We start from the raw sequence: 13,122 nt of genomic DNA on the forward strand, positions 1-13,122 counted from the left end.
GAAAGGCCGCCTGTCATGAAGCCCGGAATCCACCCCGCCTACGCGCCCGTCGTCTTCCGCGACACCGCCTCTGGCACCGCGTTCCTCACCCGCTCCACGATGACCAGCGACAAGACCGTCGACTGGGAGGACGGCAACACCTACCCGGTCGTCGACGTGGAGATCTCCTCCGGGAGCCACCCCTTCTACACGGGCACCGCTCGCGTACTCGACACGGCCGGCCGCGTCGAGAAGTTCGAGCGCCGCTACGGAGCTCGTTGATGACCCACGACCACCAGCTCCACGTCGTGATCGTCGCCGGTCTCCACGCCGACGCACGGAAGGAAGTCGTAGAGCGCTTCCTGCGGACCGTCCCGGGCAGTGTGGCGCTCCACCACGATCTGGCCGGAGCACCCGACGGCACTGTGCTCCGCCTGATCCGCGACGCGTCGGGCACCCTCTCCCGTGATGAGACCCCCCTGGTCAACGACTGCGCGTGCTGCGCACTGCGCGAGGACCTGGTCCCGGAACTGGAGCGGATGGCGGACAGCGGCCTGACCCGGCTCGCCGTGGTCGAGCTGTGGGACTCGGTCGAACCGAAGGCCATGGCGGAGGTGATCGCGGCGCACGGCGGAGACCGGATGGCCCTGACAAGCGTGATCACTGCCGTGGACCCCGCGCTTGTCCTGCCCTACCTCGCCAACGGCGACGACCTAGCCGAGGCCGGCCTCGCCGCAGCCCCCACCGACCAACGGACCGTCGGAGACACCTGGGCCCGCCAGCTGGAGTACGCGCCCGTCCTCGCCGTCATCGACAGCGACGAGGCCGACGACGAGGACCACGCCCTCCTCGCGCAACTGCACCCCACCGCGCGCCGGGTCCCGGCCGCGTCCACCGAACTCGCAAGGGCCGCCTTCGCCGGCTTCGACGTAGAGGCCGCCGCGGCCGCCCAGCACCCCGCGTGCGCGCTCCTGCCCCAGGACGCCGACGAGGCCGGCGTCACGACGTTCGTCTGGCACCGCCGACGGCCGTTCCACCCGGAACGTCTCTACCAGGCACTTGAGGACCTGTGCTGCGCCGCCGCCCGCAGCCGCGGCCGGTACTGGCTCGCCGACCGCCCCGACACGCTGCTCGCCTGGGACGCGGCCGGCGGAGCTCTGTGCGTGGAGAGCGCCGGGCCGTGGCTGGCGTCACTGCCCGCCGCGGCCTGGGAGATGGTCCCGCCCATGCGTCAGGCGGCCGCCGCGCTCGACTGGCACCCGGACCACGGCGACTGCTGTCAGCACCTCGTCTTCACCTCCCCTGGCCTGGACCGGGACGGGCTGGAACAACTCCTCGACTCCTGCCTGCTGACGGACGCGGAGTACGAGCCGGGGCGCGAAGCGTGGAAGCACCTGCCCGCCGCCTTCGACTCCCTCCTCGACGCCGTCTGACACCCACACACACCTGATCACGGCCCGACGAGGCCGAACCCGAATCGTTCCTGCAAGGAGAAGCATCCCCATGGCCCGACGCCCACACCCCGGCAAGCCCGTGAAGTCCCGGCCAAACCCGCTCGACGCGGCCAAGATCACCTACATCGACTACAAGGACACCGACCTGCTGCGGAAGTTCGTCTCCGACCGCGGAAAGATCCGCAGCCGACGCGTCACCCGGGTCACGGCCCAGCAGCAGCGGGCCCTCGCCACCGCCGTCAAGAACGCACGCGAGATGCGCTGCTGCCGTACACCGGCCGCTGACGGCACCCGGGCTTACCACCCCCACACCGCCGGCCGCCCGTTGGCGGGCCTCGCGGCGCGAGTCCTCGAGCGACGAGAGACAGGCAACGCAACGCCCTCACCCTTGATGATCCGGTGTGGCGGGCAAGGGCGGCGGAGAAGGTGCGGCGCAGGGATTGTGCGGCGCTTGCGAGGCGGGTTTGCCCGCCTCTGACGTCGATCTTCGCCCCTTTGGAGAGCACGGCGTCTCCCTGCATGGAGGTGGTGAGCTCGCTTCCGGGTTTGTTCTTGCGTGAGGTATCGCCGGAGGTGGGATCCTTCCGGGCACCAATCTTTCGGGGACAGCGATCGCAAGTCGCAAGGTGACGCTCATAGAGGCCGGCGGAAGAGGGGAGCCATCGCATGGGAGCCCTGGGTTGCCAGCTCCTTCACAGGGGTTAGGTCATCCACCTGAGGTTGTTGAACGACATCAGCCCTCTCCTGGTGAAGACCATGGTGAAACCTGGTAGGGGCGTCATGTGACTCCCCCTGAGTCGTCACGTGACGCTCTGTGGCTTTGGAACGCTTGTGCCGTAGCCGGCGCCCCACAACAGCCCCCAGAGGGTGAACATCTCGTTGAGGCGGCGGCCCCACATGTACGTCAACAGCGCATGGATCAAGGCACGTTCGCCGCACATCCGTTCCGGGCTGCGGGTGGCGCAGTGCATCGAGGCGGGAGCGGCCGCGCGCCCGCTCCTCCCCCGTCGCGAGTACTTCTACCCCACGCGCCCCGTCCGCCTCCTGGGCAGCGGAACCCCGCACGCGCTGCGCGCCGGCAGGCCCATGTCGACCCTGGTGATCGCGATCGAAGCCCTCCTGCCCGTCGGGCTGCTCGTCCCGTGAATCCGCCTTTACGCCGATGCCGTCGGCATCTGTGTGCACCTGTGCTTCTGGGCTCTGCTCCCCGTCCAGCCCGCGGGATTCTTTCTGACCACGACGGCCTCCTACATCCTGTTCGCCGGATGATCGGCCACTCCTCGGTGCCGGTCCTCGGTGTCAGTCCTTGGTGGCGGAGTGCCAGCTCATCCCCCAGCCGTATTCGAGGTCGGCGGCCTGCTGCTTGAAGACGCCCGGCGCGAGCACCAGGTACTTCGCCTCTCTCCGTACGACCAGTTCGCCGCCCACGTTCTCGATCAGCGCGATCGCGGCGACCGGTGAGGGGACGGTGCACTCATCCAGACGCACTTCGATCGGAGGGCCGGCGGGCGGATACAGGGTGGCGACGCCGTGCAGTCCCGAGAAGTCTGACGCCCCGTCGTAGATGACCACGAACACCAGGAGGCGTTTGATCTCTTCCGAGTGATCAAGGTTGATCATCAGGTTCTCGCCGTCCTCGCTGCCGCCGGTCCGGTCGTCCTGGTCCAGCAGGACGTACGGCGGTCGGTCAAACGAGCCGAACTCGTTGCCGATGGGGTGGACGATCCCCTTCGTTCCGTTCCGCAGCTCCCACATGCAGGAGAGGTCGAGGTCGACGTCGTCCAGCCGGACGGCGACCTTGCCCCTGTCCAGCCGGCCGCGCCCCGGCTCGGCCGCGCTCCACGTGAGGTTGACCCGCATGGCCCCCGAGGTGGCTCCCTGTTTGGTCAGCGACACCGCGGGAGCGGCCTTCGTCAAAGTGATCTTCGACAGCCGTACGGGTTCGGACGCCGGGGGCACCGGGGCGGGCGGCGGCTGACGTGCCGGTGGGGATGACGGTGTGGTGGGCTCGTCCACGGTGATGCCGAAGTCGGTAGCCAGCCCGGCCAGGCCCAAGGCGTAGCCCTGGCCCACCGCACGGAACTTCCACGCACCACCCCGCCGGTACAGCTCGCCGAGCAGGAAGGCCGTCTCGGAGTCGGCGTCAGTGGCGTCGAACCTCGCCGCCTCGGCCCCGCTCTCCGCGTCCAGTACGCGTACGAACAGACCGGGCACTCGGCCGAACGCGCCGTCGGTGAGGCCGCGACCACCACGGTCGTGATGTCCTGCTCCACCGCCGACAACGTCACGCTGATCGTCTCGACTACGCTCGCGCCGTCCTGTCGCCTGCCCTCGTGGCAGACGGCGCCGCTGCGGTGGGCGGGCTGGTTGTAGAACACGAAGTCGACGTCCGACCGCACCTTTCCGGCCGCGGTCAGCAGCAGGGCCGACACGTCAACGTCCGGAGTTCCGGGGCGCTCCTGCCATCCCACCTCCACCCGCACCGAGGTGTGTTCCACCGGCACATTGGCGCCTTTTCGCAAGCCCATGCGGGCCCCCCTTGCTCGACTGCCCCCGACGTCTGCAGCGTACGAGGGCTTCCCGCCCGTCTCGGTACTTCTCGCTCAGCCGCAGTGCTTCCTGATCAATTCGTAGGAGCGCAGGCGGTCGCCGAGGTCGTGCACGGGCGTGGTCAGCATCAGCTCGTCCGCGCCGGTCTCGCGCGCCAGTCGTTCGAGCCGGCGTACGACTGTCTCCGGGGCCCCGACGGCCTGCTGTGCCCGGAAGTGGGCCAGCACCGCTCGCTCCTCCTCCGTGAACGGGTGGGTGGCGGCCTGCGCGGGGGTCGGGAAGGGCATGTCGCTCACCCCCTTGAGGAGCCCGGCCTTGACGACGGCCATGGGCCCCGTCCGCCGCACTGCCTCCTCGTCGGTTTCCGCGCACACCGCCTCGACGCACAACAACACCCGGGGCCGCTCGCACCAACGGGACGGGGTGAACTCCGCCCGGTAACGCTCGAGTACCGCAAGGGTGTTGTCGGGTCGGATGTGGTGGGCCACGGCCACCGGCAGGCCGAGCTCCGCGGCGAGGGCGGCGCCCGCGGTGCTGGAGGCGAGCAGCCACGGCTCCGGCAGCGGGTCGAGGGCGACTTCGCCCACCAGGAGGGAGAGGACCGAGGCCACGTCGCTCCCGTACTCCGCGTCGGTCGTCGGTCCGGCGCCGCGGCGCAGCGCCCGCGCGGTGGCCTCGTCGAAGGTTCCGGGGCCACGGCCGATGCCCAGGTCGATACGGCCCCCGTGCAGGGCGGACAGTGTCCCGAACTGCTCCGCCAGCATGATGGGGGCGTGGTTGGGTGCCAGCACCCCGCCGGAGCCGAGACGGATGACGGAGGTCGTGGCGGCGGCGTGCGCGATCAGCACGACCGGCGGGAACGCGCCGATCGCGGGTGAGTGGTGGTGCTCGGCGTACCAGAGCCGGTGGTAGCCGAGCCGTTCGAGTCCCTGTGCGAAGGCCGCGGTGTCCCGCAGCGTGTCCACGGCGCGGGTGTCCGTCTGGACCATCGCGACTTCCAGTGCTGAAAGAGGTATGTCGAGCATGTCGTCAGCATAGGGATCATGCGCCTGCACGGGGGGCACTCGTGGGCACGGGCAGCACGCGTGCAGCGGAGGTCAGGTACCAGTGGATCGGAACATGACGACTCCGAAGGTTGATGACCAGCCCGGACAGCGGCAGGGCGGTGCCGGGCGATTTCACGGTACTGATCCGCGTCCGTGTGCCATCCTTCGCGGCGTAGGCGTAGGCGTAGACGGGCATGTCCAGGGCGGCCTTGCCGAAGCGATACGTGCGGTGCGCACCTCGCTGGGCATCGCAGACATCGCTTATGCAGAGGTCGACTTCGAAGCCGTGATCAGATCACCGGACGTCCTGGCGCAAGTACGTCCCGTACTGCCTGACCTCGGCTGGTGGGCGTCGGCTGGCAAGCAGTACGGCTCGTCGGAGGCCGGCGACGACCCTGCAGACTGCCTGCCCATCCAAGTGTTCGACTGGACTCGTCCGCTAGTACTGCAACGGTCTCTTTCGTGATGGTTTGTTGGCTTCGGGTGGTGTGTGGCCGCGTCGTTTGTAGTGGCTGATGCGGGCTTGGAACTGTCGTCGTCGGCGCCAGTGTGACCAGTGCAGGACGTGGTCGACGGGTGCCGGGTGACGGTGGGCGAGGCGGTAGATCAGGCGTCGGAGTTCGGGGAGGGTCAGGGGTATGAGCTGGGAGGATCCGTTTCTGCTTTCCCGGTGTCGAGTTGGCGGGCCCGCAGGACGGTGAGGCAGGCGTGGGCCGCCATCGCCAGGGTCATGTGGCGGTGCCAGCCGTCGTAGCGGCGGACCTGGTAGTCGTCCAGGCCGCACTCCTGTTTCGCACTCTGGAAGCATTCCTCGACCGCCCAACGGCTTCCCGCGATGCGGATCAGCTCGTCCAAGGTGGTTTCGGCCGGGCAGTAGGCGATGTAGTAGGAGATTTCGTCTGGCCGGCGGACGCTGCGGCGGGCGATCACCCAGTGCCGGCGGTCCTCGCGATGCCAGGGACGGACCTCGACCCTCGCCCAGTCGTAGACCCTGGGGCCGTGGGCACCGTCGCCGCAGGAACGGCGCTTCCACTTCTGCCTCGGCAGCCCGGGAAACAGGTCGTGAACGGGATGATCCATGGCCCAGCGGGAGACGACGGTGTCATGGCGGGTGGTTGCCATGACATGGAAGACATCCGCCCGCTCCAGCTCGGAACGCCAGCCTTTGGAGAAGCCGTAGGCGGCGTCCGCGGTCACCCACCGGAACGGAATCCGGTCGGCGATGGCCCGGCGGACCATGGCCTTGGCCATCACCACCTTCGTCTCGAAGGCGACCGTGTCGTCGATGCCGGCCGCCCGGCACCGTTCCCGGTCATCCGTCCACGACGTGGGCAGATACAGACGGCGGTCGATCAACGTGCGGCCACGGCCGCCGGCATAGGCGAGGAACACCCCGATCTGGGAGTTCTCCGTCCGCCCGGCGGTCCCTGAGTACTGACGCTGGACCCCGGCCGAGCGGACACCCTTCTTCAGGAACCCGGTGTCATCCACGATCAGCACCGCGTCCGGATCGCCGAGATGCTCGACGATATAGTCCTGCACATCGTCGAGGACCTCATCGGCGTTCCAGTCGATCCGGTTCAACAGCCGGTGAATCTGGTCCGGACCCGTATGCCCGGCCTCTTCCGCGAGCGTCCAGCCGTTCTTCCGCTCCAGCGGAGCGACCAGCCCCCGCATATAGGCAAGAGCCGACTCCCGCGGCTCCGACCTGGAGAAGCGGTGCACGAACCGCTCGTGCAAAGACTTCAGTTCACCAGCCCACGACCGGGCATCAGCAAGTTCCCCACCCATGAACCGACCAACGACCGACCTGCCCAACCGTCACGGCAAACACCGTTGCAGTACTAGGACCTGTCTCTTTGGAGCCCTGACGCCTCGAAAGAGGGCCGATTACTCTGTCGTGATGGCCAAGAGGATTGAGTCGGAACTGGTGGTTGACCTGCGAGGTAGGCCGATCGAGACGCTCAACGATTTCTGGGACGCCGTGGTTGAGCCTTGCGGACTGCCGGATTGGTTCGGTCGGAACACGGAAGCCTGGCGGGACACCATCCAGACACGGGGCATCTCCGAGGTCATCGATAGCTATGACGTCCTGGTCGTGCACGTGGACAAGCAAGGAGTCTTCGCTGCCCGGAACCGTGAGGCCCGAGCCCTGCGAAGCGCCTTCTCGGGGAAGCAGTCGCGCCTGGTCGTGCACGAGCTGCTCTGATCACCGCGTCGAGCGGGACCAGATCAGGATGGCTGCCAAGTGCAAAGCAGCCTCGTAGGCCAGGGCAAGCTTGTCCGTGCGCATGGCCAGACCACGCCATTGCTTCAAGCGGTTGATACACCGTTCGACGGTGTTGCGCTGCTTGTATGCCTCCGCGTCGAAACCTGGCGGCCGACCTCCGGCTCGCCCTCTTCGCAGGCGGTGTCCGACCTGGTCAGCAGCCATCTCCGACGGCGCGAAGGCCCCGCCATCGGAGATGGCTGCGGATCGCGCGGGAAGAATACGCGCGGTTCGCAAGGACGAGCCGGTCGAGTCCGGGGCCTGCCGAGTCCGCCTCGGGGGACGCGGATCCTGGCCATGACGGCGGCCGTGCCCGGTTGTCGCTGGCCAGATGTACTTTCGTACTCAGGCCGCCACGAGAACGTCCGAGTGCGTGGTCGTCGGGTTCTGACCGTCGCGCAGCCCCTTTTTCACAGCCTCAGCCGTGTGCTGATGGGCCCGGCAGATGGTGGAATCCACCGAGACCGTCCATTTCACGTCGTCATCAGCGTCGGCGGTGGCCAGGACTGCGGCCAGGATCCGTGCCCAGGTGCCGTCGACGGCCCACCTAATGAGGCGTTTGTGAGCCGTCTGGAGGGAGCCGAGTTCCCCCGGCAAGTCCCGCCAGGGCGAACAGGTGCGGTACTTCCACGCAATGGCCTCAAGGGTGCGGCGGTGGTCGGCCCATCGCCGACCGCGGACCGGATCGGCCGGCATCAGCGGCTTGATCCGGTCGCACGTCGCATCAGTGATCACAAACCGGATGGACATATCCGATCAACGGACCAGCCCATTAAAGAGACACGCTCTAGACCGCGCCGAGCCCTTCATCGCCGTACGCGTCCAGGTCCCGCGGCTGTTCGGTGGATCTGGACGCGTGGCCTGCGGTTCCGAAGCGGGACTGGAGGCAATCCCGCAGAAGTACGCGTACCTCACGCTGACTGGGAATTCGCGGGGTCTCCACCAGGACCAGCCCTCGCCGGACCACACCATCCACGGGCACGCCCGGACCCGGAGCCGTGACCAGACAGCCCGGGTCCATGGGCTTGCCACCGAACCGCTCGGGCAGGTCCCGCCACTGAACGCCGGTCCGCACCCGGTGCAGAGTCCCGTCGATCACCTGACGGTGATCCCGCCACCGGCCCACAACGACCGTTGCTCACCGGGAGGAATGGCCGCAGCCGTTCTCACTCGGCATGCGTCAGACCACCCCACCCCATGTTCACATCAACGATCGGTGGACGACCTAGCCACATGATCGGCCCGGACAGGTCTCAGCTGGCGCGGTCCCGGCTGGCGTGCGGGCGGCACGGCTTCGGCGGTCGTGGTGTACACAGCTTCGGCCGGCAGGCTCCGCTCCAGGGCGAGCAGCATGACGGCCCCTGCCATCGAACTCGCCGTCAGCACCAGCCAGGGCAGCCGGCCGTCGACGGCCAGCAGGCCGGTGAACAGCGACGGTGCCAAGGTCTGGGACAGCGCCCAGGACAGCTGGTAGGTGGCCAGGTAACGGCCGCGCGCCTCGATGGGAGCGGCGCTCACCGAGAGGGCGCCGGCGCTCGGGCTGTGCACCAGTTCGCCGATCGTGTAGAGGACCAGAAGCCCGACAAGGCCGGCCATCACGCCTTGGCGGGGGATGCCGCCCAGCAGCGCGTACCCGAGGAACGCGGTGGCGAAGATGAGGGCGCCGACCGCAGCCACCCGGGTGCGCCGGGCGAAGCGCCTGCTGACTCTCCCGACCGGTACGCCGGCGAAGGCGCAGAGCGCCGTGTTGACCGCGAACAGCGGACCGGCCACCGAGGCGGGCAGGTCGAACTGGCTCACGGCGTACACCGGCAGCAGCACGCTGAGCGCCGAATAGCCGAGGGCAATCAGGAAGTTGGCCAGGGTGAGCCCGGCGTACGGGCGATCGCGCAGCACCGCGCGGTAGCCGGGCCGCTGCCGGCCGGTCGCGGGGCCGACCGGGTGGGGGGTCCTGATCCGCAGCCCGAACAGTGCCGCGACGAAGAAGGTGGCCGCGTTCAGCCAGGCGACCGCCAGGAAGCCGCGGTCACCGCCGACTTGCACCAATCCGGCGGCGAGCAGGCCGCCAGCGCCGAGGCCGGCGTTGTTCACGCTCCGGGCGAGTGCCATCAGCCGGTCCCGGTGCTCCCCCTGGGCGAGCTCGCCGATCAGGGCCTGCTGGGTCGCGGGGAAGGCCTGAGCGCCGGCCGCGGTGAGGGTGGCGACCAGGGCGAAGACCGGCAGGGTGGTACCGAGCGGGAAGGCCAGGAAGCCGAGGCCGCGCACCAGATACAGGGCCAGCCGCACCCGCCGGGCACCGAACCGGTCGACGGCCCAGCCGCCGACCGGCATGGCACTCATCGCCAGCAGCCCGGCAACGGTCAGGACGGTGCCGATCGTCGGCAGTGGCAGTCCGGTGATCCGCTGGAAGAAAACCAGGCTGAACGGAACGTACATACCCGTGCCCACCGCGTCCACCAGCATCCCGGCGGCCAGGTTCCGCTCGCCGGGCACCCGGCGGTCCTTCACCTTCATGCCCTCTCCTCAAGTGCGGGGTGAGACACGGACGCGGGCGGTCTTTCCCGGCCGACCGTGTCGAGCAGCAGCTTCGCCGCCGCCCTCGCCCCGTCGGTGCGGATCGTGGCGGCTACGGCAGCCGCTCGTGTGCGGGTACCGGGGGTCAGGGCCGTCTCGAGTGCGGCCGACAGGGACTCGTAGGTCAGGGTCGGACCGTCGAGCGCCGCGCCGATGCCCAGCTCGGCCACCCGGCCGGCCCAGTACGGTTGGTCCGCCATCTGGGCTGCCACCACCTGGGGCGCGCCGGCCCGGGCAGCCGTCGTCGTGGTGCCCGCGCCGCCGTGGTGCACGACGGCCGCCACCCGAGTGAACAGCACCTGCTGGTTGACCTCGCCGACGGCGAAGCAGTCGTCCCGGTCGTCGGTCAGGGCCAGGCCGGCCCAGCCGCGGGAGAGGAGGACGCGGCGGCCCTGCGCGCGGACCGCCTCGACGGCCGCCCGGGTGACGCTCTGCGCGTCGCGGACGGGCATGCTGCCGAAGCCCACGTACACCGGGGGTTCGCCGGCGTCCAGGAACGCCTCCAGAGCGGCCGGGAGCGGGCTTTCGTCCGGCCGGATCCACGCGCCGGTCTGCACCACGTCGAGGTCGGCCGGCTGCGGCCACGGGCTCAGGGCCGGGTCGGCCGCCAGCCACGGGCGGCCGGTGAAGACGTGGTCGCGGACGTTCTCCACCGGGGGCAGACCGATCGCGGCCCGGTGGTTGTTGACCGCCTCGCCGAAGAGCGCGTTCATGTGCTCGGTGTTCAGGTCCCACAGCACCCGGTTGTCGGTCACCTCCGGCGGGAGCGGCCGGCCCGGCCACGCGAGCGGCGGGTGGTGCGGCGACGGCAGGTAGGTCGGGAAGTAGGCGGCGAACACGTAGGGGACGCCCAGCTCATCGGCCACCGCCCGCGCGGCGGCCGCGGCCGGGATCAAGCCGGTCGCCACCACGACGTCGCATCCTTCGGCCACCCCGGTGACCGAGTCGTACGTCGCGGCGAGCATCCGGGCCGCACGCTCGGAGAGGCTCTCCGCCGGCAGCGGCTTCCCCGTCCCGGTCACCGCCCTGGTCGCCATCGCGCGCAACGACTGGCCGAGCGGCACCAGTGGGATGCGGGCACGGTCCAGCAGCTCCGCGAAGTCCGGCGGGGCGCACATCTGCACCTCCGCGCCGAGTGCCCGCAGTTCCGCCCCGAGCCCGAGCATCGGCTCGATGTCCCCGCGCGACCCGTAGGCCACCAACAACACACGCATATCAGGATTTCCCTTGCCTTCCATGGATTCCGGCCTTGGCCGGCGGGGCGTCGCCCGTGGTCTTGCTGTAGCCGAGGGACTCGACGATCAACCCGTCCCGTACCAGCGTGAGGCTCACGCCGCGGACCGAGTCGGTGGGTCCGTCGCCGAAGTGGTACCGCCAGCGGACCGTTGCCCGTTCACCGGTGATGACGAGGGCCTCCGGCTCGAACTGGATCGTGCGGTCCTCGGCGAGTGCACGGCAGAACTCCAGGCACTCGGCGCGGCCCTCGTAGCGAGCTCCGTCAGGAGCCGGCTCCCTCGCCTCCATTACGCAGTCGTCGGCGATCAGGTCGGCGAGCGAGGAGGCGTCGTGCTCGATGAAGGCGCGGTTGAAGCAGTGGATGACCTCGGCCGTGGTACGGAACGTCAATGCCGCAACTCCTCGGAAGTGGAACGGTCGGTCTGCCGTTTCCCGTTCGGGCCCGGCCGGGCAGCCGGGCTTCCAGACGTGCAGGTGCCGGCCAGGTTGCCGACGGCCGGGCGCCCCCGGTGGCCCGAGAGGTCTGGTTCGGCCAGTGCCTGCGGGTCGTCGGGGCATCGCGTCTCCTGCAGAAGGCCGGTCCCCGCCTCCTCGACCGTGGTGGCGGGAGCGTCGATCGCCTGTTCTGCGACGCGGCTGACGTGCTCCCATGCCGCCCAGGTGTCCGTGCGCTGCGGGCGATGTCAAACGCGAGGCTCTGGTCTGCAGGGCTCAGCATGCGGCGAGGGCGCCGTGGTCGATGACCGTGGTGTTCTGGGCGACGGCGATGCGCCATCGGCCGTCGTCCTTGGCGAGGACGTACAGCAGCGTGCCGGGGGCGGCTTCGGGGTGGGCGGCCACTGCGGACGCCCACCGGCGCTCGGCCGCGCCAGGTCTGCCACAGCTGCTCCGCCGAGCCGGATCGCCGTGAGCGCGGAGCACCTCGTGCAGGCGTCGTCCGGTGATCAGCCGCTGACGGATCTTGATCACGGCGAGGTCGGGCCGGATGAACACGAGGGCGCGGCTCCGTAGGTGACGGTTACCGGCTGACGGCTCGCGCTGGGCAGAGCACGGTGGGCGAAGGCGCTGATCTCCTCCAGGCCGGTCAGCGGGTCGCCGTAGGGCATCGTCCAGAAGGCGTCCTGGCGGAACAGCTCCGCGAACGCGTCCGGCAGGCCGTTTCGCTGGGCGTGCTCGACCTGCGCAACGAGGCTGACGACGGCGCGCACCTCCTCCTGTGAAATCGTGACGCCGGCGACGGGGGGCTTCATGAGGGTGTCCTTCCTGGGGGTGCGGGTGTGCTGGCGCCCTGGGACAACAGCTGGTCTCCCGTCCGGCACGTTGTCGGCGGCCGCAGGCGGCCCGCCGGGCGGTGCGGTGTCACCGGTACGGGCGCCGCACCGCCCACGGACCACCGTGCGGCGGTCCCGGCCGCTGTCGATCTTCCAACTCCCCACCGCGCCCATCAACATCGAAGATCAGTAAGATCCGATAACCGAGGCTTATGACGGGAGTCGCACAGGTGGAAGTACGCGACATCGACGTCTTTCTGACGTTGGCCTAGAACTGCATTTTGACTTCGAGGACCAGCGCCTCGCCCCCTGGCCGACGAAGCCCTCTCCAGCCTGCTCGGCAGGCAGCAGTTCGGCACACTGGCCACCGTCAAGCGCAGCGGCCACCCCCACCTGACCACGATGCTGTACAGCTGAGACCCCAAAACCCGCACGGTGCCGTTCTCGACGACGGCCGACCGGGTCAAAGTCGTACATCTGCGGCGCAACCCGGATGCGGCGCTTCATGTGCAGGGCGTCGACGTGTGGTCGTTCGCCGTCGCCGAAGGCGAGGCCGAGGTTTCCGGGAGCACGACCGTTCCCGGTGACGCCGTGGGGCAAGAACTGCTTGCGATATCCCGCAAGCCTCGAAGCCGGAAGCCGACGGCGCGTTCCTGGAGCAGTTGGTCGCCGAACACCGGGTGGTCATCCGGCTGAAGGTGAACCGCCTGGGTACGGCACCGCACTCGACATCGACGGCCAGA

The 13,122-nt window shown here is 69.4% G+C and carries 12 protein-coding genes and 5 pseudogenes; 7 read left to right on the plus strand and 10 right to left on the minus strand.

Translation table 11 applies throughout. The features are described 5' to 3' along the window. The first annotated feature begins 15 nt into the window (after window positions 1–15). From OHA81_RS00755 to OHA81_RS00770, 4 genes and pseudogenes are all read left to right on the plus strand, one after another. Complete coding sequence (locus tag OHA81_RS00755) at window positions 16–261, plus strand: type B 50S ribosomal protein L31 (RefSeq protein ID WP_329191705.1); 246 nt, start codon at window positions 16–18, stop codon at window positions 259–261. Beyond that, window positions 261–1,412: a CobW family GTP-binding protein gene (locus tag OHA81_RS00760; protein WP_329191706.1), complete on the plus strand. Its 1,152-nt coding sequence runs from the start codon at window positions 261–263 to the stop codon at window positions 1,410–1,412. Before OHA81_RS00755 ends, OHA81_RS00760 begins: the two co-directional genes overlap by 1 nt. A 70-nt stretch (window positions 1,413–1,482) precedes the next feature. Beyond that, window positions 1,483–1,718, plus strand: a pseudogene (gene rpsR, locus OHA81_RS00765) (30S ribosomal protein S18). A gap of 612 nt (window positions 1,719–2,330) precedes the next feature. Continuing rightward, window positions 2,331–2,579 (plus strand): hypothetical protein, encoded by a 249-nt coding sequence (locus OHA81_RS00770; RefSeq protein ID WP_329191708.1) that lies wholly within the window; start codon window positions 2,331–2,333, stop codon window positions 2,577–2,579. 153 nt (window positions 2,580–2,732) lie between these two features. Here the strand turns inward: OHA81_RS00770 and OHA81_RS00775 are convergent. Further along, window positions 2,733–3,961: pseudogene (locus OHA81_RS00775) on the minus strand (TerD family protein). Window positions 3,962–4,036: 75 nt separating this feature from the next. Beyond that, window positions 4,037–5,008, minus strand: coding sequence for an LLM class flavin-dependent oxidoreductase (locus OHA81_RS00780; protein ID WP_329191710.1), 972 nt, complete (start codon window positions 5,006–5,008; stop codon window positions 4,037–4,039). Between the two features lie 94 nt (window positions 5,009–5,102). Here OHA81_RS00780 and OHA81_RS00785 point away from each other — a divergent pair, with 94 nt between their 5' ends. Next, entirely contained in the window at window positions 5,103–5,495 is a 393-nt protein-coding gene (locus OHA81_RS00785) for a hypothetical protein (RefSeq protein ID WP_329191712.1), read from the plus strand. Window positions 5,496–5,659: 164 nt separating this feature from the next. Here the strand turns inward: OHA81_RS00785 and OHA81_RS00790 are convergent, their stop codons facing one another. Beyond that, entirely contained in the window at window positions 5,660–6,820 is a 1,161-nt protein-coding gene (locus tag OHA81_RS00790) for an IS701 family transposase (protein ID WP_329191714.1), read from the minus strand. A 112-nt stretch (window positions 6,821–6,932) separates the two neighbouring features. Here OHA81_RS00790 and OHA81_RS00795 point away from each other — a divergent pair, with 112 nt between their 5' ends. Further along, window positions 6,933–7,238, plus strand: a complete 306-nt coding sequence (locus tag OHA81_RS00795; RefSeq protein ID WP_329191716.1) for a barstar family protein — start codon at window positions 6,933–6,935, stop codon at window positions 7,236–7,238. Here the strand turns inward: OHA81_RS00795 and OHA81_RS00800 are convergent. The 7 genes and pseudogenes from OHA81_RS00800 to OHA81_RS00830 all read right to left on the minus strand — a co-directional run bounded on the left by OHA81_RS00800 (window position 7,239) and on the right by OHA81_RS00830 (window position 12,358). After that, a pseudogene (locus OHA81_RS00800) lies at window positions 7,239–8,048 on the minus strand (IS5 family transposase). 280 nt (window positions 8,049–8,328) lie between these two features. Then, window positions 8,329–8,458: pseudogene (locus OHA81_RS00805) on the minus strand (transposase); the annotation flags it as partial. Between the two features lie 46 nt (window positions 8,459–8,504). After that, the gene (locus tag OHA81_RS00810) at window positions 8,505–9,812 is read right to left on the minus strand and encodes an MFS transporter (RefSeq protein ID WP_329191718.1); all 1,308 of its coding nucleotides are present in this window, start codon (window positions 9,810–9,812) and stop codon (window positions 8,505–8,507) included. Further along, window positions 9,809–11,086 (minus strand): glycosyltransferase, encoded by a 1,278-nt coding sequence (locus OHA81_RS00815; RefSeq protein WP_329191720.1) that lies wholly within the window; start codon window positions 11,084–11,086, stop codon window positions 9,809–9,811. Before OHA81_RS00815 ends, OHA81_RS00810 begins: the two co-directional genes overlap by 4 nt. 1 nt (window position 11,087) lies before the next feature. After that, window positions 11,088–11,498, minus strand: a complete 411-nt coding sequence (locus OHA81_RS00820; RefSeq protein ID WP_329191722.1) for a nuclear transport factor 2 family protein — start codon at window positions 11,496–11,498, stop codon at window positions 11,088–11,090. 321 nt (window positions 11,499–11,819) lie between these two features. Then, window positions 11,820–12,101, minus strand: a complete 282-nt coding sequence (locus OHA81_RS00825; RefSeq protein ID WP_329191724.1) for a hypothetical protein — start codon at window positions 12,099–12,101, stop codon at window positions 11,820–11,822. Further along, a complete protein-coding gene (locus tag OHA81_RS00830; RefSeq protein WP_329191726.1) occupies window positions 12,074–12,358 on the minus strand; it encodes an SgcJ/EcaC family oxidoreductase in 285 nt (94 codons plus the stop codon). The genes OHA81_RS00825 and OHA81_RS00830 overlap by 28 nt, the downstream gene beginning before the upstream one ends. A 330-nt stretch (window positions 12,359–12,688) precedes the next feature. Between OHA81_RS00830 and OHA81_RS00835 the strand changes: the two are divergent. Next, window positions 12,689–13,118: pseudogene (locus OHA81_RS00835) on the plus strand (pyridoxamine 5'-phosphate oxidase family protein); the annotation flags it as partial. Between the last annotated feature and the right edge of the window lie 4 nt (window positions 13,119–13,122).

Source organism: Streptomyces sp. NBC_00667, assembly GCF_036226825.1.
In the GTDB taxonomy this organism is placed as follows: Bacteria; Actinomycetota; Actinomycetes; order Streptomycetales; family Streptomycetaceae; genus Streptomyces.